Source organism: Halomonas sp. (assembly GCF_041689495.1).
GTDB lineage: Bacteria > Pseudomonadota > Gammaproteobacteria > Pseudomonadales > Halomonadaceae > Halomonas.
On sequence record NZ_JBDNGD010000243.1, the window covers coordinates 1 to 25825 of the forward strand.

At 63.4% G+C, this 25825-nt stretch carries 23 protein-coding genes; 19 read left to right on the plus strand and 4 right to left on the minus strand.

Features of this window, described 5'->3' with window-relative positions; genetic code table 11:
- From ACESMD_RS08580 to lpxC, 11 genes are all read left to right on the plus strand, one after another.
- On the plus strand, positions 1–459 hold a 459-nt coding region (locus tag ACESMD_RS08580; protein WP_372612223.1), incomplete at its 5' end, for a glutamate ligase domain-containing protein.
- A gap of 9 nt (positions 460–468) precedes the next feature.
- Complete coding sequence (gene mraY, locus ACESMD_RS08585; protein WP_372612225.1) at positions 469–1551, plus strand: phospho-N-acetylmuramoyl-pentapeptide-transferase; 1083 nt, start codon at positions 469–471, stop codon at positions 1549–1551.
- Positions 1552–1583: 32 nt separating this feature from the next.
- Complete coding sequence (murD, locus tag ACESMD_RS08590; protein WP_372612227.1) at positions 1584–2963, plus strand: UDP-N-acetylmuramoyl-L-alanine--D-glutamate ligase; 1380 nt, start codon at positions 1584–1586, stop codon at positions 2961–2963.
- Entirely contained in the window at positions 2960–4180 is a 1221-nt protein-coding gene (gene ftsW, locus ACESMD_RS08595) for a putative lipid II flippase FtsW (RefSeq protein ID WP_372612229.1), read from the plus strand. Before murD ends, ftsW begins: the two co-directional genes overlap by 4 nt.
- Positions 4177–5262: an undecaprenyldiphospho-muramoylpentapeptide beta-N-acetylglucosaminyltransferase gene (murG, locus tag ACESMD_RS08600; protein ID WP_372612231.1), complete on the plus strand. Its 1086-nt coding sequence runs from the start codon at positions 4177–4179 to the stop codon at positions 5260–5262. The genes ftsW and murG overlap by 4 nt, the downstream gene beginning before the upstream one ends.
- A gap of 61 nt (positions 5263–5323) precedes the next feature.
- Positions 5324–6736, plus strand: coding sequence for a UDP-N-acetylmuramate--L-alanine ligase (murC, locus tag ACESMD_RS08605; protein ID WP_372612265.1), 1413 nt, complete (start codon positions 5324–5326; stop codon positions 6734–6736).
- On the plus strand, positions 6733–7662 hold the full coding sequence (locus ACESMD_RS08610) for a D-alanine--D-alanine ligase (protein ID WP_372612233.1): 930 nt from the start codon (positions 6733–6735) through the stop codon (positions 7660–7662). Before murC ends, ACESMD_RS08610 begins: the two co-directional genes overlap by 4 nt.
- On the plus strand, positions 7659–8384 hold the full coding sequence (locus ACESMD_RS08615; protein WP_372612235.1) for a cell division protein FtsQ/DivIB: 726 nt from the start codon (positions 7659–7661) through the stop codon (positions 8382–8384). Before ACESMD_RS08610 ends, ACESMD_RS08615 begins: the two co-directional genes overlap by 4 nt.
- A 196-nt stretch (positions 8385–8580) precedes the next feature.
- Complete coding sequence (gene ftsA, locus ACESMD_RS08620) at positions 8581–9870, plus strand: cell division protein FtsA (protein ID WP_372612237.1); 1290 nt, start codon at positions 8581–8583, stop codon at positions 9868–9870.
- Between the two features lie 32 nt (positions 9871–9902).
- Positions 9903–11078, plus strand: coding sequence for a cell division protein FtsZ (gene ftsZ, locus ACESMD_RS08625; protein ID WP_372612239.1), 1176 nt, complete (start codon positions 9903–9905; stop codon positions 11076–11078).
- 111 nt (positions 11079–11189) lie between these two features.
- Complete coding sequence (gene lpxC / locus ACESMD_RS08630) at positions 11190–12101, plus strand: UDP-3-O-acyl-N-acetylglucosamine deacetylase (protein ID WP_372612241.1); 912 nt, start codon at positions 11190–11192, stop codon at positions 12099–12101.
- A 98-nt stretch (positions 12102–12199) separates the two neighbouring features.
- Here the strand turns inward: lpxC and ACESMD_RS08635 are convergent, their stop codons facing one another.
- Positions 12200–12658 (minus strand): DUF721 domain-containing protein, encoded by a 459-nt coding sequence (locus ACESMD_RS08635; protein ID WP_372612243.1) that lies wholly within the window; start codon positions 12656–12658, stop codon positions 12200–12202.
- Positions 12659–12888: 230 nt separating this feature from the next.
- Positions 12889–13083 (minus strand): hypothetical protein, encoded by a 195-nt coding sequence (locus tag ACESMD_RS08640; protein WP_372612245.1) that lies wholly within the window; start codon positions 13081–13083, stop codon positions 12889–12891.
- Positions 13084–13197: 114 nt separating this feature from the next.
- Between ACESMD_RS08640 and secA the strand changes: the two genes are divergently transcribed.
- From secA to ACESMD_RS08655, 3 genes are all read left to right on the plus strand, one after another.
- A complete protein-coding gene (gene secA, locus ACESMD_RS08645) occupies positions 13198–15933 on the plus strand; it encodes a preprotein translocase subunit SecA (protein WP_372612247.1) in 2736 nt (911 codons plus the stop codon).
- 40 nt (positions 15934–15973) lie between these two features.
- Positions 15974–17203: a bifunctional glutamate N-acetyltransferase/amino-acid acetyltransferase ArgJ gene (gene argJ / locus ACESMD_RS08650; RefSeq protein WP_372612249.1), complete on the plus strand. Its 1230-nt coding sequence runs from the start codon at positions 15974–15976 to the stop codon at positions 17201–17203.
- Between the two features lie 83 nt (positions 17204–17286).
- Positions 17287–18234 (plus strand): Nudix family hydrolase, encoded by a 948-nt coding sequence (locus ACESMD_RS08655; protein ID WP_372612267.1) that lies wholly within the window; start codon positions 17287–17289, stop codon positions 18232–18234.
- 45 nt (positions 18235–18279) lie between these two features.
- Here ACESMD_RS08655 and ACESMD_RS08660 read toward each other — a convergent pair whose 3' ends face one another.
- Both ACESMD_RS08660 and ACESMD_RS08665 read right to left on the minus strand, forming a co-directional pair.
- Complete coding sequence (locus ACESMD_RS08660; RefSeq protein WP_372612251.1) at positions 18280–19182, minus strand: carbon-nitrogen hydrolase; 903 nt, start codon at positions 19180–19182, stop codon at positions 18280–18282.
- On the minus strand, positions 19179–20252 hold the full coding sequence (locus tag ACESMD_RS08665) for an agmatine/peptidylarginine deiminase (RefSeq protein ID WP_372612253.1): 1074 nt from the start codon (positions 20250–20252) through the stop codon (positions 19179–19181). Before ACESMD_RS08665 ends, ACESMD_RS08660 begins: the two co-directional genes overlap by 4 nt.
- A gap of 151 nt (positions 20253–20403) precedes the next feature.
- On the opposite strand from ACESMD_RS08665, the gene ACESMD_RS08670 reads away from it, so the two are divergent.
- The 5 genes from ACESMD_RS08670 to ACESMD_RS08690 form a co-directional block, all read left to right on the plus strand.
- The gene (locus tag ACESMD_RS08670; protein ID WP_372612255.1) at positions 20404–21645 is read left to right on the plus strand and encodes a lipoprotein-releasing ABC transporter permease subunit; all 1242 of its coding nucleotides are present in this window, start codon (positions 20404–20406) and stop codon (positions 21643–21645) included.
- A 37-nt stretch (positions 21646–21682) separates the two neighbouring features.
- Positions 21683–22387 (plus strand): ABC transporter ATP-binding protein, encoded by a 705-nt coding sequence (locus ACESMD_RS08675; protein WP_372612257.1) that lies wholly within the window; start codon positions 21683–21685, stop codon positions 22385–22387.
- Between the two features lie 188 nt (positions 22388–22575).
- The gene (locus ACESMD_RS08680) at positions 22576–24867 is read left to right on the plus strand and encodes a DNA internalization-related competence protein ComEC/Rec2 (RefSeq protein WP_372612259.1); all 2292 of its coding nucleotides are present in this window, start codon (positions 22576–22578) and stop codon (positions 24865–24867) included.
- A gap of 39 nt (positions 24868–24906) precedes the next feature.
- A complete protein-coding gene (locus tag ACESMD_RS08685) occupies positions 24907–25605 on the plus strand; it encodes a MotA/TolQ/ExbB proton channel family protein (protein WP_372612261.1) in 699 nt (232 codons plus the stop codon).
- Positions 25602–25825 (plus strand): ExbD/TolR family protein (locus ACESMD_RS08690; protein ID WP_372612263.1); only part of this gene is annotated, 224 nt, incomplete at its 3' end. The genes ACESMD_RS08685 and ACESMD_RS08690, both read left to right, overlap by 4 nt.

Here is a 25825-nt window from a genome sequence, read left to right on the forward strand (position 1 = left end):
GCCGACGAGGTCATCGCCGGCCTGGCCAGTGTCCTGCCCATGCCTGGCCGGCTGTCGGTGGTTGAAGGCATCAATGCCTCACAATTGCTGGACGATACCTATAATGCCAACCCCGGCGCGGTCAAGGCGGCGCTCGACCTCCTGGTCACCCTGCCGCGGCCGCATTGGTGCCTGTTGGGCGCCATGGGAGAGTTGGGAGAAGCGTCCGATCGGCTGCATGCCGAGATCGGACGCCATGCACGGGAACTGGGGATCGACTTTCTCGGCACCCTCGGAGAGACGGCATGGCCTGCCAGCCAGGCCTTCGGTCAGGGTGGGTGCCATTTTGACGATCGGGAGGCGCTGACGCGCCATGTCCTCCACCATCTGCCACCGGGAGCCAGCGTGCTGGTCAAGGGGTCGCGCAGTGCCGGCATGGAAAAGGTCCTGTCCGCGCTACGTGCAGATGCATCAAGGTGAACGTGACACATGCTGCTTTATCTGGCTGACTTCCTGGCGCAATTCTTCAGTGCCTTCAATGTATTCAACTACCTGACCCTGCGCATGATCCTGGGGACCCTCACGGCCCTGGTGCTGTGCCTCTGTCTGGGACCGGTGATGATCCGGCGGCTGGTCGAGCGACAGATCGGCCAGGCGGTGCGTGACGATGGCCCTCAGTCGCACCTGTCCAAAGCCGGCACTCCCACCATGGGGGGGGCCATGATCCTCATGGCCATCGCCGTCAGTACCCTGCTGTGGGGTGACCTCGCCAACCACTATGTATGGATCGTGCTGGCGGTGACCCTGGGTTTCGGTGCCATCGGCTGGGTCGACGATTACCGCAAGGTCGTCGAGAAGAACCCGCGGGGATTGCCGGCACGCTGGAAGTATTTCTGGCAGTCGGTGATCGGCCTGGCGGCAGCCGTTGTACTCTATGTCACGGCGGTCAACCCGGTGGAAACCAGTTTGATCGTTCCACTGTTCAAGGAGTTCGTGCTGCCCCTGGGCGTGTTCTATATCGTGCTGACCTATCTGGTGATCGTGGGCAGTTCCAATGCCGTGAACCTCACCGATGGCCTCGATGGTCTTGCCATCATGCCGACGGTACTGGTGGCCATGGGGCTGGCGGTATTTGCCTATGCCAGTGGCAACACCGTGTTCGCCAACTATCTGCAGATTCCCTTCATTCCCGGTGCCGGTGAACTGGCGGTCTTCTGCGCCACCATCGCCGGCGCCGGGCTGGGTTTCCTGTGGTTCAACACCTACCCGGCCCAGGTCTTCATGGGCGATGTGGGAGCCCTGGCCCTGGGGGCGGCGCTGGGCGTCGTGGCGGTCATCGTGCGTCAGGAGATCGTGCTGTTCATCATGGGCGGCATCTTCGTCATGGAGACTGTTTCGGTGATCCTGCAGGTGGGGTCTTACAAGCTGACCGGACGGCGTATCTTCCGCATGGCGCCCTTGCATCATCATTATGAGCTCAAGGGATGGCCTGAGCCTCGCGTCATCGTGCGTTTCTGGATCATCACCGTGGTGCTGGTGTTGATCGGCCTGGCCACCCTCAAGGTACGTTGAGGGCCTCTCACGCCACCCGCAAGGAGCAGCGCATGGTCAAGGTGCCCAGGGGAACCACCCTGGTAGTCGGGCTAGGGGTGTCGGGCCGCGCCATCTGCCGTCACCTGTCACGGCTCGGGACGCCCTATAGGGTGGTGGACACCCGCGCCGTGCCCCCCGGGCTGGACGAGTTCCGGGCCGACCACCCCGATGTCGAGATACATTGCGGCGCCATCAGCGACCTGGATCTCGATGAGGTCGAGGAAGTGGTGGTCAGTCCTGGTGTCGACCCGCGCATGCCGGGACTGGCCGAGCTGGCACGCCGGCGTCGCGACAGCGATGGTCAGCCGCTGCTGGTGGGTGAGATCGCGCTTTTCGTGCGTGCCTGTCAGTCGCCCATCGTTGCCATCACCGGCTCCAATGCCAAGTCCACGGTGACCACTCTGATCGGTGAAATGGCCAGGGCGGCGGGACGACGGGTGGCGGTCGGGGGAAACCTCGGCACCCCCGCGCTGGATCTTCTCGCCGAGATGCCTCAGGCAGATTGCTATGTGCTGGAGCTCTCCAGCTTTCAACTGGAGACGACGCCCTGTCTCGGCGCCGAGAGCGCGGTCTTCCTCAACCTTTCCGAGGATCATCTGGACCGCCATGGCGACATGACTGGCTACCGTGTCGCCAAGCTGGGTATCTTCCGGGGTGCTCGCCATGGGGTGGTCAATGCCGAGGACCCCATGACCTGGCCCGAGACTCCTCTCCCGGCGCTGGACCGGTTCACTACCCGTCCGCCGGGCAGCCACGACTGGGGGATCGGGCATTACCGGGAACGCGACTGGTTGATGCAGGGCGACACGCCCCTGATGCCGGCCGACGAGGTCCGGCTTCCCGGTCGCCATAATCAGGCTAATGCTCTGGCGGCCCTTGCCGCGGGCCATCGCCTGGGGCTTGCGCTGGAGACCATGTGCGAGGTGCTGCGCCGTTTTCCCGGCCTGCCGCATCGGGGTGAATGGGTAGCCGATATCGAAAGGGTGCGGTGGATCAATGATTCCAAGGGCACCAATGTGGGGGCAACCCTGGCGGCCATCGCCGGCCTCGGGCCGACGCTTGCGGGTCGGCTGATCCTGCTTGCCGGCGGGGTGGGCAAGGGGGCAGATTTCTCGCCCCTGGCCGACCCACTTGCCCTGTATGGCCGTGAGGCCATCCTGTTCGGCCAGGATGCCGATCGGTTGGAGTGGGCGCTACGGGGATACCTCCCCCTCGCGAGGGTGGAGGACATGGAGGCCGCCATGTCACGTGCGGCGGCCATCGCCGAACCCGGCGATGGCGTTCTGCTCTCACCGGCCTGTGCCAGTCTCGATCAGTTCAGCAACTATCAGGAAAGGGGTGACGTATTTCGAGACTGGGTCCGCCGCCATTCGATGGAGTCTCACCGATGAAACCCTTTGACCGCCTCGGTCGACGACTCTCCACACGCCACCAGCCCTGCGACGGTTGGTTGTTGCTGGCCATTCTGGCCCTGATGCTGATCGGCTGGGTCATGGTCACCTCGGCCTCCACCGGGGTGGCGGAAAGCCTGACCGGCAATGCCTGGTTCTTCAGCATTCGCCACGGCATCTTCCTGGTTGTGGCGCTGGGCGTTGGCACCCTGCTGTTGATGGTTCCCCTGGCCTGGTGGAAGGCCAACGGCCCCTTGTTGTTGCTGGTGGGGGTGTTTCTTCTGGTGCTTGTCCTGCTGGTGGGGCGGGAGGTGAATGGTAGCCGGCGGTGGTTGTCGGTTCCCGGCATACCCTTGAATCTGCAGGCCTCCGAGGTCGCCAAGTTTTGCCTGATCATTTACGTGGCCGGCTACCTGGAGCGCTTCCTGCCCCAGGTGCGGCGGCAATGGGGCGCCTTCCTGCGGCCCCTCGTTGTCATGGTCCTCATCGCCTTCCTGTTGATCCTCGAGCCTGATTATGGCGCCGTGGTCGTCATGACGGCCTGTGTGATGGGCATGCTGCTGATGGCCGGTGCGCCCTGGGGCCGTTTTGCCCTGCTTCTGGTGCTGGTGGCCGGTGGCGGGCTCCTGCTGGCCATTGCCGAACCCTATCGACTGGCCCGCCTGACCAGCTTCGCCGATCCCTGGGCAGACCAGTTTGCCAGTGGCTACCAGCTGACCCAGGCCTTGATCGCCTTCGGTCGCGGTCATTGGTTGGGCGTGGGTCTGGGCAACAGTGTCCAGAAGCTCTTCTACCTGCCTGAGGCGCATACCGACTTCGTCTTCGCCGTGATTGCCGAGGAACTCGGCCTGTTCGGTGCCCTCATCGTGGTCGGGCTCTTCGCCCTTCTGGTGTATCGCGCCATGGCGGTGGGACGCCGTGCAGAGCTTGCCAGGATGCCCTTCGCCGCCTATCTCAGCTACGGGATTGCCCTGGTCGTGGGTGTTCAGGCCTTCATCAACATTGCGGTGAGCACGGGGATGCTTCCCACCAAGGGATTGACCCTGCCGCTATTGAGTTATGGCGGGTCCAGTCTAGTGATCAGCGCCATGATGATGGCCTTGCTGCTGAGGGCCGATATCGAGGTGCGACAGGCCTGGCGTCGTTCAGCAGCGGCGGCATCCGTCGGGCAGGCGGCAGTTTCTTCCGTCGAGAAAGGAGAAGGAGTAAGCCGATGACCGCGATCCCCCGACGTCGCGCCCTGATCATGGCCGGTGGTACCGGCGGTCATGTCATGCCGGCCCTGTCCCTGGCCCATGGTCTCATGGCCGAGGATATCGAGGTCCAATGGCTGGGTAGTCCGAGGGGTATAGAGAACCGTCTGGTCCCCGAGGCCGGCATTGTCCTGCATCGTATCGCTGTGGTGGGGCTGCGTGGCAATGGCCTGGGTGGCTGGCTGATGGCCCCCGTCAATCTGAGCCGGGCGGTATGGCAGGCCTGGCGCATCATCCGCGCCTATGACCCTCAACTGGTCATCGGCCTCGGCGGTTTCGCCAGCGGACCCGGTGGACTGGCCGCCTGGCTGGCGCGGCGTCCGCTGGTGATCCACGAGCAGAATGCGGTCGCGGGGCTGACCAATCGCGTCCTGGCCAGGGTGGCGAGACGGGTCTATTCGGCCTTCCCTCAGGCCTTTGCCGGAAGGGCTGAGGTGGTCGGCAATCCGGTGCGCCGGGAGATCGCCACCCTCGGCGAGTGCCCGCGAACCTCGGCTACCATGGCCTCACGACCCTTGAGGCTGCTGGTGGTGGGCGGTTCATTGGGGGCCCTGGCCCTAAATGAATGCCTGCCCGAGGCACTGGCGCAAATCCCTCCCGAGTCGCGTCCTGAGGTGCATCATCAATCCGGCGGCGACAAGGCGTCGGCGACCCGCGAGGGTTATGCCAAGCAGGGGGTGGCAGCGCAAGTCACGCCCTTCATCGACGGGATGGCCGAGGCCTACGACTGGGCCGATCTGGTGGTCTGTCGAGCCGGTGCCCTTACCGTGGCGGAACTCGCCGCGGCGGCCAAGCCGGCCCTTTTCGTGCCCTTGCCCCATGCGGTAGATGACCACCAGACGGCCAACGCCCTGAGCCTGGTGGAACAGGGGGCAGCGACGCTGTTACCCCAGAAAGATCTCAATGCGACATCGCTGGCCGAGCGCCTGGCGACGTTGCTCGACCCCGACATCCTTGCCACCATGGTGCTGCAGGCTCGTGCCTGTGCCCATCTCGACGCCGTCGAGCGTCTGGTGGCCGGCTGCATGGAGACAGGATTTGAGTGATAGCACCCAAGGGTCGGCCCTCGGCCCCTCGACACCCCCGAGTCACGGCCGGGGCCTCGGTATGCGACGTATCCGCAACATCCATTTAGTTGGCATCGGCGGTTCCGGTATGTGCGGTATAGCCGAGGTCCTGGCCAACCAGGGCTATGCCGTGAGTGGCAGTGATCTCAAGGACTCCGTGGTGGTGGCCAGGTTGCGCGATTGTGGAATCCGCGTGGCCATCGGCCACGGCGTCGACAATGTGGTCGGGGCCGATGTGGTAGTCATTTCCTCTGCGGTAGACGAGACGAATCCCGAGATCCGCTGGGCCCACGAGCACCGGATACCCGTGGTACGCAGAGCGGAAATGCTCGCGGAACTCATGCGCTTCCGTCATGGCATCGCCGTGGCGGGGACCCATGGCAAGACCACCACGACCAGCCTCTCCGCGACTCTCCTGGGTGAAGGAGGGCTCGATCCCACCTTCGTGATCGGTGGACGCCTGACCAGCGCGGGGACCAATGCCCGTCTGGGGGAGGGCGACTACCTGGTGGCGGAGGCCGACGAGTCCGACGCCTCCTTTCTCCATCTGCAGCCCATGGTGTCCATCGTCACCAATATCGATGCCGACCACATGGGGACCTATGGCGGCGACTTCGAGCGGCTCAAGGCCACCTTCGTCGAGTTCCTCCATAACCTGCCCTTCTATGGTCTCGCCGTGCTGTGCATCGATGATGATCATGTCCGGGGGCTTCTCGATCGGATCAACCGCCAGTTCGTCACCTATGGCTTCAGCGAGGATGCCGACTACCGTATCGATGACTTCGTTCAGCAGGGGGGCGAGGTGCATTTCACTGCCCATCGCCCCGATGGTCTGGCCCCCCTGGCCATTCGCCTGGCCATGCCGGGTCGACACAACGCCCTAAATGCCATGGCGGCGATCATCGTCGCCACCGACGCGGGTATCGGTGACAATGCCATCCTGCGCGGCCTGGCGAGCTTCGGCGGGGTAGGGAGGCGTTTCCAGGTTCATGGCCACTTTGCCGCACCCGAGGGCGACGGCGAGATAATGCTGGTGGATGACTATGGCCACCATCCCCGTGAAGTGGAGATGGTGATCCAGGCGGTGCGTGCCGGTTGGCCCCATCGACGTCTGGTGATGGTCTATCAGCCCCATCGTTTCTCGCGTACCCGGGACCTATTCGAGGACTTCGTCAGGGTACTGGCCGGTGTCGATATCCTGCTGCTGTTGGATGTCTACAGCGCCGGCGAGACAGCGATACCCGGGGCCGACGGACGGACCCTGGCCGGGTCGATTCGTCAGCGCGGTGAGGTCGACCCCATCTTCGTCCAGGACAAGAGTGAATTACCCAAGCTGCTGGCGAGGGTCCTGCGGCCTGACGATATCCTGATTACCCAGGGTGCCGGCGATGTGGGGGGAATCTCGCTCTCCCTGGCCGAGGCAGCGCTGCAACTCGATGAGGTGGCACTGTGAGCGTCGTCGATGATCTGGGTCGGGTGGTGGTGATTTTCGGCGGGGACTCCGCCGAGCGGGAGGTGTCACTGAAGAGTGGGTCGGCGGTCCTGTCAGCCCTGCTGAAGGCCGGTGTGGATGCCATCGGCTATGATCCGGCCGAGGGAGGCCTGACCGGCCTGGAGGCCCTGGTCCCCGACCGTGTCTTCATCGCCCTGCACGGCCGTGGTGGTGAAGACGGTATGCTCCAGGGTGCTCTCGAACTGCAGGGCATTCCCTATACCGGTAGCGGGATACTGGCCTCGGCTCTGGGCATGGATAAGCAGCGCACCAAGCTGGTCTGGCAGGCACTGGGGTTGCCTACGCCGGAGAGCGTGATGTTGGCACCTGATACTGACTGGTCGGTGGTGGTCGAGCGTCTTGGCCTGCCGTTGGTCGTCAAGCCGGTACACGAAGGCTCGACACTGGGTATCAGCATCGTTCGCAGCCTCGAGGCCCTGCAGGCCGCCTATCGTGATGCGGCACGCTACGATGCAAGGGTGATGGCCGAACGCTTCATCGTGGGCGACGAATATACAGTGTCGCTGCTGGGAGACCTGGTGCTGCCGGCAATCCGGGTCGAAGTGCCTGGCGGCTTCTATGACTACGATGCCAAGTATCTCTCCAATGACACCCTCTACCACCTCCCCTGTGGGCTTTCCCCAGGGGAGGAAGCCGAACTCGGCGACTTGTGCCGCCAGGCTTTCGATGCGGTCGGTGGTGAGGGTTGGGGCCGGGTGGATGTCATGCGCGACGGTGCGGGACAATTCTGGCTGATCGAGGTCAACACCTCGCCCGGCATGACCGACCACAGCCTTGTGCCCCAGGCCGCTGCCCATGTCGGCATCGACTTCGAGGCCCTGGTCCTGCGTATCCTCGCGGCGACGCTGGCCTCCTCTCGATCATGAGTGCCAGGAATGGGTGGTTGGGCGTGTTGTTGCTGCTCATGGTCATCGGTGCCGGTGGCCGTGCGCTCTGGCTCTGGCTGGACCGACCGGTAGAGCGGGTCTCGATCCGAGGCGAGCTGAGCCATGTCAATGCCGATTACCTGAGAAGCGAACTGGCGCCATTGATCCAGGGGCGTTCCTGGTTATCGGTGAATCTCGCCGAATTGCGTGGTGATGCCCTGGAAATCGGCTGGCTCGCCGAGGTGAGGATCAGCCGAGAATGGCCTGATGGCCTGACATTCGATCTGGTCGAACAGGTGCCCGTGGCGCGCTGGAACGACAACTTCCTGCTCAATCCGGAGGGTGAGCCCTTCACTCCCGGGCCAGTGTCACCTTCTGGCGACTTTCCCGACCTGGCTGGCCCTTCCGGAACCGCCCCCGAGGTGCTTGCCTATCATCAACGTCTGGAGTCGAGTATCGACCGCCTGAGCCTGGTCTTGACCCAACTCCGTCTCGAGCCTCGCGGGGCTTGGCGCTTCCAGCTCGATGACGGGGTCTGGGTCATGCTGGGTCGGAATGACAGGGAGGCGCGCATGGCACGTCTCACGGCAGCCTGGCATCGGCAGTTGGCCGATCAGGCGTCGCTTATACGCTACATTGATCTGCGATATCCCAATGGGGTTGCCGTGGCATGGCATGGCGAAACGGAGACTGTCAGTAGGGTCGAAGCGGAAGGTTCCTGACACTTTTTTCAAGGTCAGTTATTGTATCTCGAGACCCTCGGGTATTTCTTTTGCTATAAAAGATCCGTATTCTGAACTATGTTTTTCGCCATGCACTGGTGAAACAATCCAAGTTGTTCCTATAATAGTGCCAGCGTCTTATGGCAATCTTTATTGAACGTTAATGCCGGACAGAAATCAGGAGTGACCGCAACCCATGGCAGGACAACCCAACGCTTCCAATATGGTAGTCGGGCTGGATATCGGAACATCCAAGGTCGTGGCGATCGTGGGGCAATCTACCGACGATGGAAGTATCGAAATTGCAGGTATCGGTTCACATCCATCAAGAGGGATGAAGAAGGGTGTGGTCATCAATATCGAGTCCACGGTTCAGTCGATACAGCGTGCTGTTGAGGAAGCCGAACTCATGGCGGGCTGTGATATCCATTCGGTTTATGTTGGGGTGGCTGGCAGTCACATCAGCTCGATGAATTCCGATGGAGTCGTGGCCATAAAAGATCGTGAAGTCACCCCTTCCGATATCGAACGCGTCATAGATTCTGCCAGGGCCAGGGCCATTTCCGAAGGACAGCGAGTGCTTCATGTGCTTCCCCAGGAATTCTCCATCGATACCCAGGGGGGCATCCGCGAACCCCTCGGAATGTCCGGCGTGAGGCTGGAAGCCAGGGTGCATCTGGTGACGGCTGCCCTCAATGCGGTTCAGAATATCGAGAAGTGCGTGCGCCGTTGCGGCCTGGAGGTGGACGCCATCATCCTGGAACAACTTGCCTCCAGTCATGCCGTCCTGACAGAGGACGAGCGTGAGCTGGGTGTCTGCATGGTCGACATCGGTGGCGGTACCACGGACATCGCGGTATTCACCGAGGGTGCCATTCGCCATACCTCGGTCATTCCCATTGCCGGTGATCAGGTCACCAACGATATTGCCATGGCCCTGCGGACCCCGACGCAGTATGCCGAGGAGATCAAGGTCAAGTACGCCTGTGCGCTGACCCAGCTGGCCGCCAGTGACGAGATGATCAAGGTGCCCAGCGTGGGCGACCGGCCCGCCCGTGATCTGTCTCGCCAGTCCCTTGCCGAGGTGGTCGAGCCCCGCTACGAGGAGCTTTTTACCCTGATTCGCGACGAACTGCGCCGCAGTGGCTATGAAGACATGGTGGCCGCGGGGGTGGTGTTGACCGGAGGGACATCGAGGATGGAAGGCGTGGTGGAGCTCGCCGAGGAGATCTTCCATATGCCGGTTCGTATCGCCTGCCCGCAGAATGTCTGCGGGCTGGCCGATGTGGTTCGCAACCCGATTTATTCGACCGGGGTCGGCTTGCTACATTACGCCATAGGGGAGGCCCGTCAGAGGCATGGGCGGCAGTCGCAGGGTGGCGTTATTCCGGTTCAGCCGAGACGAAATGATGTCTCTCGAAATGGATCGAAGGAAGGGACTCCGGCGCTGACAAGGTTCAAGGGCTGGTTGAAAGGAAATTTCTGACAGGGCCGCCCAGCGGTCCAGGAGACGGACAAATGTTCGAAATCTTAGATAGCGCACCTTCAAGCAGTGCAGTCATCAAGGTGATCGGTGTCGGCGGTGGGGGCGGCAATGCCGTCAACCACATGGTCGAGAGCAACATCGAGGGCGTGGAGTTCATCTGCGCCAACACCGATGCCCAGGCCCTGAAGCGGGTCGCGGCCAAGACGGTGTTGCAGCTCGGCAGCGATATCACCAAGGGGCTCGGTGCCGGTGCCAACCCGGATGTGGGTCGCCAGGCCGCCATGGAGGACCGTGAGCGTATCGCCGAGCTCCTCAATGGTGCGGACATGGTATTCATCACCGCCGGCATGGGGGGTGGCACCGGGACAGGGGGTGCGCCCGTGGTCGCCCAGGTGGCCAAGGAATTGGGCATCCTGACCGTGGCCGTGGTCACCCGGCCTTTCCCCTTCGAGGGGCCCAAGCGCATGCGTGCCGCCGAGGAAGGCATGCGGGAGCTCTCCGAGCATGTCGATTCGCTGATTACCATTCCCAACGAGAAACTGCTCTCGGTACTGGGCAAGAACGCCACCCTGCTGACGGCCTTCAGTGCCGCCAACGACGTCCTGCTTGGTGCCGTTCAGGGTATTGCCGAATTGATCACCAGCCCGGGGATCATCAACGTCGACTTCGCCGACGTGCGCACCGTGATGTCCGAGATGGGCATGGCCATGATGGGTACTGGTGGAGCCACCGGCGAGAATCGCGCCCGCGAAGCCGCCGAAAAGGCCATCCGCAGCCCGCTGCTCGAGGATATCGACCTGCATGGTGCTCGCGGCATTCTGGTCAACATCACGGCCGGTCCGGACCTCTCCATCGGCGAGTTCAATGATGTCGGTGCCACCGTCCAGGAGTTCGCTTCCCAGGACGCCACCATCGCTGTCGGCACCTCCATCGACATGGAGATGACCGACGAACTGCGCGTCACCGTGGTGGCGGCAGGGCTCGATGGTCAGCAACCGCAGAAGGTCGCGACGCGTGAAAGCGCCAAGCGCCCGGAAACATCCGCGGACTACCGCCGTCAGCCGCAGGTGGCCATGTCCCGTCAACAGGCCACGGCCCGTGTCGCAGATGCTGAGGAATCGCCCAAGCCGCGTCAGGAAAAGCGCCGGTCCCAGGAGCTCGATGACTATCTCGACATACCGGCCTTCCTGCGCCGCCAGGCCGATTGAGTCTGGCTAGCGGGGGCCTTGGTGGTGCCGGGTGATGTTTTTTTGTTGAAACACTTGTTCGGTGTTATTGTGAACACTGTTTGATAACTAACCATTGCCTGGCGACTGCCCATGATCAGACAACGTACCCTGAAGAATGTCATTCGCGCCACCGGTGTCGGCCTGCACTCCGGCAAGAAGGTTTACCTGACGCTGCGGCCGGCAGCCGTGGATACCGGCATAGTCTTCGTGCGCACCGATCTGGATCCCGAGGTACAGATTGCTGCCCGTGCCGAACACGTGACCGACACGACCCTGTGTACGGCGCTGTCGGCCGGTGGTGCCAAGGTCGCTACCGTCGAGCATCTGATGTCGGCCCTTGCCGGACTGGGTATCGACAACGCCTATGTGGATGTCAGTGCGCCCGAGGTCCCGATCATGGATGGCAGTGCGGGCCCCTTCGTTTTCCTGATCCAGTCGGCAGGGATCAGCGAGCAGAATGCGCCCAAGAAATTCATCCGCATCAAGCGTGAAATCGCGGTACGAGAGGACGACAAGGAAGCCATTTTCCTTCCCCACAATGGCTTCAAGGTGTCGTTCGCCATCGATTTCGACCATCCTGTCTTCGATCGGCAGAAGCAGACCGCCATGGTGGACTTCTCGACCACGTCCTTCGTCAAGGAGGTGTCTCGTGCAAGGACCTTCGGTTTCATGCGTGACCTCGAGTACCTGCGATCCAACAACCTGGCATTGGGCGGAAGCCTGGACAACGCTATCGTCATCGATGACTACCGTATCGTGAACGAGGGCGGACTTCGCTACGACGACGAGTTCGTCAAGCACAAGGTGCTTGACGCCATCGGCGATCTCTACCAGTTGGGGTTCAGTCTGATCGGGGAGTTCTGCGGGGTGAAATCGGGTCATGCGATGAACAATCAGCTCTGTCGTGCCCTGATGGCTCAGCCGGACGCCTACGAGATCGTCACCTTCGAGGACGAGACCGAGGTGGCACCGATCTCCTATGCGTCGCCCGCCATGGCGTGAAGATGCCATGGCGTGGAATCGGACATGTACTCGATTCCTGCTGTGCCTGTGATGCCGTCACCCGATGGGGTGGCGGCATCGTCGTTTTCGGGAGCAGGTCAGGATCTTTCGGCGTGTGAGGCGAGCCGCTCCAGGGCCTTCTTCAATCGGGGGTCCTCGGTATCGGCCGCACAGCTCGAGAGCTCGTCGGCCGCACTCGGCGAAAGTTCCCGGACATGACGCGGCGGCACCTTGATGGGATGAACCGGACGAACCTTGAAGTGAAACCCCGTCACCGCCTCGAAACCGGGGAGTTGATGGAGTAGCGCGAGCAGACGCTGTTGTTCATAGCGCAGCCAGGTGAGCCAGACGGCGCGGTCGGTGATCAGGGTGAGGCGCCCCTCCCGGTAGCCACCCACATGAAGGTGGTCCCTGATGTCTTCGGGAAGGTGCGCGCGCAGGTGGGTCTGGGCCTTCTCGATGAGCCGCGCCGTCCGCATCAGGGAGCCGAGCTCGCCCCGGCCCTCCAGGAGTCCGGACATGGGCTGTGCTCTGGCCCGTTTAACATTTATACTCATGAGCTTGGTTCCCGGGGCCTCCCGTGGTTCCCGCCACTGGCCCCGCCCTGGAGGCCTGACCCGTCATCAACGAGAGCCTAGCACGCTCGGGAGTTCGTCGACAGCATGTCCTTTGCCCTGTCAACCACCAGCACTGCTGTCCTCGCGGACCGTCGTCCCGTGGTGTGTCGTCCGGCACGCTGGTGGTTGGCGGGCTTATTGGTGACCTGCCTGTTGCCGGCAGGATTGACTCAGGGCGACAGTGCCCGACAGGTGGAGAGAGTCGTCCAGGTCTGTCTCCTCGCGCCCGCCTCGATCCGTGCCAGCTCGCGGGTCCAGGCACGGCGCAGTGCGCTGTCTCGCTGGTGGCCCTTGAGCATCGTGACCGCCGCTCGCGGTTCCTCATCCGTGTCCCGTTTCCCGTTACCATCTCGGCAACGCTTCACGGCGGCCCTCGATGTCATGACACGTCGAGGGCCGCCTGCTGTATCTGCTGCCTGACCGAATGCCCGACTCGATGAGGGGTCGGCGAGATGCCATACGCAGAGACTGGACACGTCATGATCAATTCCCTGTTACGCAAGGTCGTCGGCTCCAAGAACGACCGTGAAGTCAATCGCATGTCCCGTGAGGTGACGCAGATCACCGCCATGGAAACACCGCTGGAATCCCTGGATGATGCATCCCTGCGGGCACGCACCGACGAATTCCGCCGGCGACTGGAAGAGGGCGAGACCCTCGATGCACTGCTGCCCGATGCCTTCGCCACCGTGCGCGAGGCCAGCAAGCACGTCATGCAGATGCGCCATTTCGATGTCCAGATGGTCGGGGGTATCACCCTGCATCGTGGCCGCATTGCCGAGATGAAGACCGGGGAGGGCAAGACCCTGGTGGCCACACTGGCGGTCTATCTCAACGCCCTGCCTGCCAGGGGCGTCCATGTGGTCACCGTCAATGATTACCTGGCCCGGCGTGACGCCGAATGGATGCGCCCCCTCTACGAATATCTCGGTCTCTCCATCGGCATCATCTATTCCGGGCAGGCCGCCGAGGAAAAGCGCGAGGCCTACGCATCCGATATCACCTATGGCACCAACAACGAATTCGGCTTCGACTACTTGCGCGACAACATGGCCTTTTCCCTGGAGGACAAGGTACAGCGTGAGTTGCATTACGCCATCGTCGACGAGGTCGACTCCATCCTGATCGACGAAGCCCGCACGCCGCTGATCATCTCCGGTGCCGTGGACGAGAACACCGAGCTCTACAAGGTTGTCGACCGTCTGGCCATCCATCTGGCCCGCTGTACCGATGAGGAAGATCCGGCCAGCGGCGACTTCCTGCTTGACGAGAAGCAGAAGCAGGTGGAGGTCACCGAACAGGGCCATCATCACATCGAGGAGCTGATGCGTAGCGAGGGGCTGCTGGGCGAAGAGGCGTCGCTTTACGCCGCTCAGAACCTCAACCTGCTGCAACACATGCACTCGGCCCTGCGCGCCCGGCATCTCTACCATCGCGATGTGGACTACATCGTCAATGACGGCCAGGTGGTGATCGTCGATGAACACACCGGGCGCAGCATGCCTGGTCGGCGCTGGTCCGAAGGCCTTCACCAGGCCGTCGAGGCCAAGGAGGGGGTGACCGTTCAGCGCGAGAGCCAGACCCTGGCCTCCACCACCTTTCAGAACTATTTCCGGCTCTATGACAAGCTGTCCGGCATGACGGGTACCGCCGATACCGAGGCCTTCGAGTTCCGTCAGATCTATGGCCTCGATGTGGTGGTCATTCCGACCAACCAGCCGTTGATCCGTCAGGATCTCAATGATCTCGTCTACCTCAGCGCCGAGGAGAAGTTCGAGGCGATCATCCAGGACGTCAAGGATCAGACCGAGGCGGGTCGGCCGGTGCTGGTGGGTACCGCCTCCATCGAGACCTCCGAGTATCTGGCGAACCTGATAAAGCAGGCGGGCATCGACTTCAATGTGCTCAACGCCAAGCAGCATCAGAGCGAGGCCGAGATCATTGCCCAGGCCGGTCGGCCGGGCGCCGTTACCATCGCGACCAACATGGCCGGTCGCGGGACCGACATCGTGCTTGGGGGCAATTGGGAGGCCGAGGCTGCCAAGCTTGGCGATGATGTGGATCCCGCCGAGGTCGAACGACTCAAGGCGGCCTGGCTCGAGCGTCACGAGGCGGTGGTGGCGGCCGGTGGCCTGCACGTGGTGGGTTCCGAACGCCACGAGTCCCGGCGCATCGACAACCAGTTGCGCGGGCGTGCGGGTCGTCAGGGTGACCCGGGCTCGACCCGCTTCTTCCTGTCCCTGGAAGACAACCTCATGCGGCTATTCGGTTCCGACCGGGTGCAACGCATGATGAAGGCCCTGGGCCTCGAGCATGGTGAGGCCATCGAACACAAGATGGTCTCCAATGCCGTGGAGCGTGCCCAGAAGAAGGTCGAGGGCCGCAACTTCGATATCCGCAAGCAGTTGCTCGAGTACGACGACGTGGCCAATGACCAGCGTCGCGTGATCTACGAGCAGCGCAACGAGATTCTCGGCTCCGAAGACGTCTCCGATGCCGTCATGGGCATTCGCGAAGAAGTGTTGGATCTCGCCATCAGCGAGTTCGTGCCGCCCCAGAGCCTCGCCGAACAGTGGGATCTCCCGGGTCTGCAGGACTACCTGAGAACGGAGTTCAACCTCGATGCCCCGGTGATCGAGTGGGCCGAGGAGGACGAGCGCTTCCATGAAGAGCAACTTCGCGAGCGGCTCCAGACGATGCACAAGGAGGCCTATCAGGCGAAGATCGAGGAGGCCGGGGCAGATTTGATCCGTCGTTTCGAGAAGCAGGTCATGCTTCAGGTGCTGGACACGCGCTGGAAGGAACACTTGCAGTCCATGGATCACCTGCGGCGAGGGATTCACCTGCGTGGTTATGCCCAGAAGAATCCCAAGCAGGAGTACAAACGGGAGTCCTTCGAACTCTTCCAGGGCCTTTTGACCAATATCAAGTCCGACGTCACCCGTATCCTTAGTCATGTGCAGGTGCGTCGCCCCGAGGAGGTCGAGGCCATCGAACGCCAGCGTCGCGAGGCACTGGAGCGAGAGAAGGCAGGTGCCGCGAGCCGCCACGATGCCCCTGATACCGACGAGGGGGAAGCCTCTGGAGCGGCACCGGTGCCGCCGGGAGCCGATGGCCGGCCCCTGCGCAGGGAAGGGCCCAAGGTGGGCCGGAACGATCCCTGTCCCTGTGGCTCCGGCAAGAAATACAAGCAGTGTTGTGGCCAACTCAACTGAGCGAGTCGGACGGTAAAGGCACTTCAAGAGGAGAGCGACGATGGCGGTGGGTCAAGCACGATTTCCCGATATGCCGGTGATAGACGGGCTTCGCCTGGGCACCGCCATGGCGGGTATCAAGAAGGCCCAGCGTTCCGACCTGGTGGTGATCGAGGCTGCCCCAGAGGCCCGGGTGGTCGGCGCCTTTACCCGTAATGCCTTCTGTGCCGCTCCGGTGGTGGTGGCTCGCGAGCACCTGGCCGCCTCTACCGCGAGGGGCGCCGCTGCGCGCTACCTGGTGATCAATACCGGCAATGCCAATGCGGGTACCGGTGCGCCGGGACTGCGCGATGCTCGGCTGACCTGTGCCGAGGTGGCACGACTCACCGGCGTCGATGAACGGGCCGTGTTGCCGTTCTCCACCGGCGTGATCGGCGAGGCGCTGCCCATGGACCGCCTGCTTGCCGGCTTCCCGGACGCCCTGGCCTCGCTGGATGACACCAGCGAGGCATGGCATCGGGCCGCCGAGGGCATCCTCACCACGGATACCCGGGCCAAGGGTGCCAGTGTGACCCTGTCCCTGGGCGAGGCGTCGGTGAGCATCAACGGCATCAGCAAGGGGTCAGGCATGATCCGGCCCGACATGGCGACCATGCTGGCCTTCGTCGCTACTGATGCCGCCATCGAGCCCTCGCTGCTCGACGGCCTTTTGCACGAGACACTGGAGCATTCCTTCAACTGCATCACGGTGGACGGTGACACCTCCACCAACGATGCCTGCATGCTTATCGCCACCGGTCGTGGAGCCAGGGTGGTCGGCGAGGACCAGATCGAGCGTTTCCGCAATGGTCTGCAGCGTGTCATGATCGAGCTGGCCCAGGCGATCATCCGCGATGGTGAGGGCGCCACCAAGTTCGTGACCCTTCATGTCTCCTCGGCGGCAAGCCGTCGTGAAGGCCTGGACGTGGCCTTTACCGTCGCTCATTCCCCCCTGGTCAAGACGGCGCTCTATGCCTCGGACGCCAACTGGGGGCGTATCCTGGCCGCCGTGGGTCGTGCCCCGGTGAGCGATTTCGATGTCTCCAGGGTCTCAATCGACCTGGGAGAGGTCCGCCTGGTGGAGGCGGGTGGTCGCGCCTTGACCTATACCGAGGAGGCAGGGAGTGCCGTTATGGCCCGTGAGGAGATCAGCATCCACATCGATCTGGGTCGCGGTGAAGAGGCGGCGACGGTCTGGACCTCGGACCTCTCGCATGATTACGTCAGTATCAATGCCGACTATCGTAGTTGATCCGCGAGTACGACGACATCAACAGCCTGTAAAGCGCCCCTCGACAACGATCCTCGGGGCCGTGGGAAGAGTGAATGAATACGATGGTGAAGAGAAGGGTGCATGTGGCCGCGGCGGCCATCATCAGTGCGAATGGCCGGGAGGTGCTGATTGCCCGCCGTCCCTCCAATGTCGATCATGGCGGCCTCTGGGAGTTTCCCGGTGGCAAGCTGGCACCCTACGAAACCGGGCTTGGAGGGCTCAAGCGTGAGCTGCACGAGGAGCTGGGCGTCGAGATTCGCCGTGCCCAGCCGTTGATCCGTATCTACCATGAGTATTCCGACAAGCATATCCTGCTGGATGTCTGGCAGGTCCATGACTTTTCCGGCGAGCCCTTCGGCCGGGAAGGTCAAGCGGTGCGTTGGGTGCCCATGGCGGATCTGGTCAAGTATCCCTTTCCGGCGGCCAACCTGCCGATCCTCAGGGCGGTGATGCTGCCTACCGAATACCTGATCACTCCCGATGAGGTGGATGATGCGGTGTTCCTGGAGCGTGCTGAGCGAGCGCTGGACGAGGATGGCATCAGGCTGGTGCAGTTTCGCGACAAGTCACTGGATGCGTCCGCCTATCTGGCGCGGGCGGCGCGGCTCCTCGAGTTATGCCGTCGCTTCGATGCACGCCTGATCCTCAACGGTGACCCGGAGCTTCTCGAACACCTCGATGCCGATGGTATCCACCTGACCAGTGAGCGGCTGATGTCACTGGAGCGCCGTCCCATCGCCGAGGGCAAGTGGCTCGCCGCGTCTACCCATGATCGCCAACAGCTGGCCCAGGCGGCTCGTCTGGGCTGTGATTTCGTGACGCTCTCCCCATTGAGAACCACGCCGACCCATCCCGATACGGCGCCCATGGGATGGCACGACTTCCAGCAGTTGGTCGAGCATGCCGCCATGCCGGTCTTCGCCCTGGGGGGCATGACCCGCTTCGATGCCAGTCACGCCCGCGCCGTCGGCGCCCAGGGCATCGCCTCGATCCGCGATTTCTGGAAATAACCACGGCACCTGGCTGCAAGCGCCCAGCGCTCTCGCGAAGCGCGCCTAGTCCCGATAGCGTCTTGTCAGGTCGCCATAGGCATCGATGCGACGATCGCGCAGATAGGGCCAGATACGCCTGACTTCCTCGCAGCGCGCCATGTCCAGGGTCACCAGCATCCGCTTGGCCTCCTGGCCGGCATGGGCGAGCAGCTCGCCCTGGGGGCCGCAGATGAAGCTGCCACCCCAGAAGTCGATGCCCGGCGTCGCCCCGGAAGGGTCCGGCTCGTGGCCGACCCGGTTGGCGACGATCACCGGTAACCCATTGGCCACGCCGTGGCTGCGCTGGATCAGGGTCCAGGCGTCCTTCTGGCGGGTCTTTTCGGCCTCGTCATCCGGCGGATGCCAGCCGATGGCGGTCGGGTAGAGCAGCAGTTCGGCGCCGGCCAGGGCCATCAGGCGTGCGGCTTCCGGGTACCACTGGTCCCAGCACACCAGCACACCGAGGCGCCCCACCGAGGTGTCGATGGGCTGGAAGCCCTGGCCGCGCCCCTCGTCCTGGTCCCCGGGGGTGAAGTAGAACTTCTCGTAGAAGCCCGGGTCGTCGGGAATGTGCATCTTGCGGTAGTGGCCCACGGCGCCGCGGTTGCGGTCGTAGACCACGGCGGTGTTGTGGTAGAGACCAGGCGCGCGGCGCTCGAAGAGCGAGCCCACCAGCACGATGTCGAGTTCGGCGGCCAGCGTCGCCAGGCGGGTGCCCGTCGGGCCATCCAGGGGTTCGGCCAGGTCGAACAGATCGGTATCTTCGGTCTGGCAGAAGTAGTGGGTGGCATGCAGTTCCTGGAGCATCACCAGCTCGGCGCCGGCCCCGGCCAGCTCGCGGATACCGGCCTCGCTCTCGGCCAGGCTGCGCAACTTGTCAGGCCATGCGGGCTGCTGGACCAGACCGACCTTGAGATGTCGAGTCATGGTGTCTCTCCTTGGTGTAAGGTTGGCTGTCCAGGACGGGCCAGGCTGCCGGCGGGCAGCTGCATGGTCAGGCAGTGCAGACTGCCATGCTGGCGGATCACGCCGCGGCAGTCGATGGGCACGATATCTCGTCCCGGAAAGGCCTCGGCCAGGGCCACCAGTGCCCGCGTATCCGCGGCATCGCCGTAGATGGGCACCAGTACGGCATCGTTGATGATCAGGAAGTTGGCGTAGGTGGCCGGCAGGCGATGGCCATCCTCGGGGTCATGGCAGGGGGCCGGCCAAGGCAGGGGTATCAGCCGGTAAGGCTGGCCATCGGCACGCCTTAACATCCTGAGCTCGGCTTCCATGGCGGCCAGCGCCGGATAGTGGGGGTCATCGCGGTTGTCGCAGCGAACGTAGGCGATGGTGCCGGGATCGCAGAACCGCGCGAGGGTATCCACATGGCTATCAGTATCGTCACCTTCCAGATGTCCCTGTGTCAACCAGAGTACCCGAGTGATGCCGAGGTCCTCATGCAGGTGCGCTTCAAGCGTTGCCCTGTCGAGTCCCGGGTTGCGATTGGGATTGAGCAGGCAGGCTTCGGTGGTCAGCAGGGTGCCTTCGCCATCGCTTTCCAGGGCCCCGCCCTCCAGCACCAGTTCGTGTGATACCACCGGGCAGGCGTAGACGCCGGTCTCTGCCAGCCGCCGGGTAAGGGTATCATCGAGGGTGGCGGGAAATTTTCCTCCCCAGCCGGTGAAGTGGTAATCGAGCAGGGTTAGCCTGCCGTCATGTTCCACGGTGAGTGGTCCATGGTCACGGGCCCAGGTGTCGTCGGCAGGGGCTACCACCAGATTCAGCCGTTCAGCGGGGATGCCAAGGCAACCGAAGCGGTCGAGAAGACGTCGTCGAGTGGCCACATCAGGGACACTGATCAAGACGCTCTGATAGCGGCTGATGGCAGAGACCAGGCCTTCCAGGCTGGCCTCGATGGATTCCATCATGGGAGCCCAGTCACTCTTCTGGCCAGGCCAGGTGAGCTGTATGGCATCCTGAGGATGCCACTCGGGCAGCAGGCGGTTGGGCATCGTTGGTGGTCTCGTCGAATGACACAGCGCAAGCGGCGCAATGTAGGGCGGAGCAGCAAATCATGCAAGTAGCGCGAAAGCCCTGATTCTCCACGATGCAGCGCCCTGAAAAAAGCCGTACCATGGCCGCCCGCTGACAAGGAATGCCACCATGCTTGATCGCCTGCCTTTCCTGATCGGGTTGCGCTATGTACGCGCCAAGCGTCGCAACCATTTTATCTCCTTCATTTCCCTGACGTCCATGCTCGGCCTGATGCTGGGTGTGGCGGTGCTGATACTGGTGTTGTCAGTGATGAATGGCTTCGACCATGAATTGCGCACCCGCATCCTGGGGATGGTGCCCCACGCCAAGATCGAGGCCCCCGGTGGCATGACGCAGTGGCAACCACTGGCCGAGCGGTTGATGGAACGTGAGCGCGTGATCGGAGCGGCCCCCTATGTGGAACAGCAGGGGATGTTCGCGGTGTCCGGCCGCAACGAGGGCGCCATGGTCAATGGTATCGATCCCGAGTGGGAGGATCGCGTCTCGATCATCGGCGAGCACATGCGCCAGGGAAGTCTCTCGGATCTGGTTCCCGGGGAGTGGAATGTCGTTCTCGGCTCGATTCTGGCCAGCCGGCTTGGGGTAGGGGTCGGGGACAGGGTGACCCTGCTGGTGCCCGAGGCTTCGATCACCCCAGCCGGGGTTTTCCCGCGATTGAAACGCTTCACGGTGAGCGGGATCTTCAGTGTGGGTGCGGATCTGGATGCCGCCCTGGCCTATGCCAACATCGAGGACATGCAGACGCTGGCACGGCTGGGCGACGCGATTGGCGGGCTGCGTCTGGAACTCGACGATCTCTTCGCGGCGGAAAGCGAGACCCGCGCCATCGTCAACGAACTGGGGTCGGACTATCGAGGTTCCGACTGGACCTTCTCCTACGGCAATCTCTTTCAGGCCATCCAGATGGAGAAGCGCATGATCGCGCTCTTGCTCACGGTGATCATCGCCGTGGCGGCCTTCAATATCGTCTCGACCCTGGTCATGGTGGTTACCGACAAGCATGCCGATATCGCGATCCTGCGCACGATCGGGGCCACCCCGGGGTCGATCATGGGCATCTTCATCGTCCAGGGGCTGGCCATCGGTGTGATCGGCATCCTTGTTGGCGTGGGCATCGGCGTACTGCTGGCGCTGACCATCGCCGATCTGATCGGTTGGGTCGAGTCGACGCTCGGCTTCCAGTTCCTCGATGCCGGAGTCTATTTCATCAGCGACCTGCCGTCCCGTCTCTACTGGTCGGATGTGCGCGACATCGTGGTGGCCGCGCTTGGGCTGACCTTTCTTTCGACCCTCTATCCCGCCTGGCGAGCGGCCAGGGTTCAGCCCGCCGAGGTGTTGCGTTATGAATGAGCCGACCATGGATCCGACGCGCCACGAGGAGACCGCGATGCACCGCTCCGACGGAGAGCCGATGCTGGAGTGCCATGACCTGACCCGCATCTACCGTGAAGGTCCCCAGGACGTCTCCGTGCTCGATGGCCTGCAACTCACCGTACATGCCGGCGAACGTGTGGCGATCGTGGGCAGTTCCGGTTCCGGAAAGACCACGCTGCTCAACCTGCTGGGGGGGCTCGATCGCCCAAGCCGTGGCGAAGTCCGCATTGCCGGCGAGTCGTTGCTGGACCTGGGCGAAGCCGCCCTGGGCCGGTTCCGCAATCGTCGGATCGGTTTCGTCTATCAGTTCCATCACCTGCTGGCGGAGTTCACCGCCCTGGAAAATGCGGCCCTGCCGCTGATCGTGCGCGGCCAGCGCATGAAGGCCGCCCAGGCCCGTGCCATGGAGATTCTGACCAGGGTCGGCATGGAGAGTCGTGCCGATCACAAGCCCGGCGAGCTCTCCGGTGGTGAACGCCAGCGGGTGGCGATCGCCCGAGCCCTGGTCACCGACCCCAGCCTGGTGTTGATGGACGAACCCATCGGCAACCTGGACCAGACCACGGCGGCCAGCATCCTGGCGATGATGGACGACCTGGCCCGTACCGCCGCTTGTGCCTTCGTGGTGGTGACTCACGACCCTGCCCTGGCTGCTCATCAGGATCGCGTGATGAAACTCGATGGCGGCCGCCTGACCGAGGAATCCCGCTCGAGCTGATCCCCTGAGTTGATGTTTCACGTTCGCTGATGGGACAGGCGCCGCTGTGGCCTCTGTTCGGGTTCGCTCTGCCATGGGTAGTCTACCCTTCAGGGAAGACATGAACCTCGTCATGTCTCCGTTTCCCGATGCCCACCGGGCGAGCGCCGTCTGGTAGCCGGGATGATTGGTGCAACTGGAGCAAGGGTATGCGAGTCGGATTGGCCATCCCGCTGGCGATTTCCGTCCTGGCCGGCGTCTTGCTGGGGCATATGGCCCCCGCCGGGATGCTGGAGCTGCTGGGCGTGTGTCTGTTGCTGTCGCTTTCCTGTCGTCATCCGACGCTGACGGCCGGGGCGGTCGCCATGATCCTGGTGGCCGTCTCCCTGCTGCTGGCCAAGGGGGCAGACCTCCCGGATGGCCTGTCGAGGGAAGACCTGGCGGTCGAGGTCGGGGTGCTGTCCGCCGATGAACAGGATCGGCTGACGCGATTGACCGTCAGCGTCGATGACTGCCGGCCCCTAGGTGAACCGCGGTTGCCTTGCAAGGGATTGCGTCGTCTCAGGCTGAGCTTTTACTCGGCACCGGATATTCGGCCCGGGGAGCGCTGGGCCATGACGGTGCGGCTTCGCCCACCCTCGGGACTGGCCAACCCCGACACCTTCGACTATCGCGCCTGGCTCTGGCGAGAGGGTATCCAGGCCACCGGCTATGTGCGCTCCGATCCGGCGGCACGGAAACTTGCCGCGGCCGGTTTTTCCCTCAAACGCTGGGCCCTGGCGCATCTCGATGAGCGTTCCCTGACCCCGCGAACGACCCGCTGGCTGGCGGCTCTGACCCTCGGGGCGGGCGACAGGCTCGAGCAGGAAGACTGGGATCTCCTCAATGCCAGCGGCACGACGCACCTGATGGTGATTTCCGGCTTGCATGTCGGCCTGGTGGCCGCCTTCGTCCTGCTGGTGTCTAGAGGTCTGGCCCGGCTGGTCACGCCGGGCCACTGGCGCCTGGCGGTCTGGCCCTGGTGCCTTGCCGCCGTTGCGGCGGTGGCCTATGCAAGCCTGGCGGGTCTCGAGCCTCCGGCCATGCGTGCCATGGTGATGACCCTGGTGGGTCTCTGGGTGGCGAGTGGTCGTCATGCACCAGGACCCTGGCAGGGGTGGTGGCTGGCCCTGGGCCTGGTACTGCTGCTCGACCCCCGTTCTGCCTGGCGTCCCGGTCTCTGGCTTTCCTTCGTCGCCGTGGCACTGCTCATCCTGATCTGGCAGGGACGGGACAGGCCTAGAGGCATCAGGGCTTGGCTCCTGGCCCTGGTGAGGAGCCAGTTGCTGCTGGCGCCGCTGATGGCGGCGGCCGTGCTGCTCGCCTTCGAGCGCTTGGCGCCGGCCGCTCCGCTGGTCAACCTGATCGCCGTTCCTCTGGTCAGCAGCCTGTTGGTTCCCCTGGCCCTGCTGGGGTGGTTACTGGCCTGGGTGCCGCCCCTCTCGGCGCTCTGCTGGTGGCTCTTCGGTCGTCTGGTGGATGGCCTGATTTTCCTCATGGAACAGGCCGTCATGGGGTTGCCGCTCTGGATGCCGGCGCCCTTCCTTGTCACGCCCCTTGCCCTGTCGCTGGGATTGATGGCCCTGCTCTGGGCCTTGCCGGGGTTGGCGGGACCCTTCCGGGTAGCCGGGAGCCTGGTGTTGGTGGCGATCCCGATAAGCGTGACGCCACAGGGACCGGGGCCGGGGGAATTACGTGTCAGGGTCCATGATGTCGGCCAGGGTCAGCTTCTTGAACTGCGGACCACCGACTACCGGATGCTCTATGACACCGGGCCGAGCTTTGCGTCAGGATTCACTCCTCTGGCGTCACTCTGGCCACCGGGTCAGCGCTTCGATGATGTCATCGTCAGCCATGCCAACAATGATCATGCCGGGGGTGTCCAGGCGCTGCTGGAGAGCCATGACATCGGGCGGTTTCTGGCACCTCCTGGAGAACGTATCGGCACTCCCTTCGATCCCTGTCGAAGGCAGGATGCCTGGCAACGTGACGGTGTCGTCTTCCGCCTGCTCTGGCCACCCGGCGAGACCGCCGGGCTGTCGAGCAACGATCGCTCCTGTGTGCTGGAGGTCACGGCCGGCGACCAGCGGTTGTTGATCACTGGCGATGCAGGAAGTGAGATCGAGCGCGCCTTCCTGCGAGAGGTCGAGACGCCGGTCACGGTACTGGTGGCCGGGCATCACGGCAGTCGGAGCAGTTCCGGTCCGCAACTGGTGCAGTGGCTAGCGCCGCGTCATGCGATCTTCACCGCCGGGCGAGACAACCCCTTCGGACATCCCCACGACGAGGTGGTGAGGCGCTTCCATCGGGCGGGGACCTGCCTTTGGAACACCGCCCATGATGGCGCCCTGACGTTCTGGATGGGTCGGGAGGATCCCGGGGAGATCACCACCGAAGGCTCCCAGGGTTGGCGGCGTGACGGTGTCGGTGTTGGCTGCCTTGCGTTAGAATCGAGTGACTGAAGGTAAGCCCGATGGCAGGGCATGGGTGAGGGGAATGGCATGGACATGATGGAAGCCCTGATGGCCGGGGGCTGGCTGATGGTGCCGCTGCTGGGGTGCTCTTTACTGGCCACGGTGATCATCATCGAGCGTCTCTGGACGCTCAGGGCCCGGCGAATCGCCCCTTTCGGCCTCGGTCAGGAAGTCTGCTCGCTGGTCGCCCGGGGTCAGGTCAACCTCTTCTGGCTGGAGAGTCATTCTCCACTGGGTGGGGTACTGGCCGCCGGGCTTCGCAATGCCAGACTGGGTCACGAACAGGTACGCTCGCGCCTGCAGGAGGCCGCCACGGCGGTAATCCATGACATGGAACGTTTCCTGAGTCCCCTGGGTACCATTGCCGCCATCACGCCGTTGATCGGGCTCCTGGGCACCGTCGTGGGGATGATCGAGGTGTTCTCGGTGATCGTGGCCGGTGATGGTGCCAGCCGGACAGCGGATCTGGCCGGCGGGATTTCCCGTGCCTTGGTCACTACCGCGGCGGGTCTTACCGTGGCGATCCCGGCCCTGATGTTTCATCGTTACTTCCAGCGGCGCGTCGAGGACATCACCGTTCGCATGGAGGAGCAGGCGGGCCAGGTGGTGGAGTTCCTTGCCCACTACCCGGGCGAGCTGACCCTGGCCGAGCGCCATGAGGGTGATCGGGACGGCGATCGTCTGGAAGCCGATGGTCGCATTGCGCCGAGGGTCAAGCCGTCGTGAGGTTTCCCCGTACCCGACGCGACCCGGTGGAGGTGAACCTCACCCCCTTGATCGATGTGGTCTTCCTCCTCTTGATCTTCTTCATGGTCTCGACGACCTTCGAGACTCGTCAGGCCCTGGAGCTGGAATTGCCCGAAAGTGTGAGCGGTGTGGCGGCGGAGGTCTCTCCGGTCACCCTGGTAATCACCGAAGCGGGGTCCTATCGGCTCAATGACCGCGA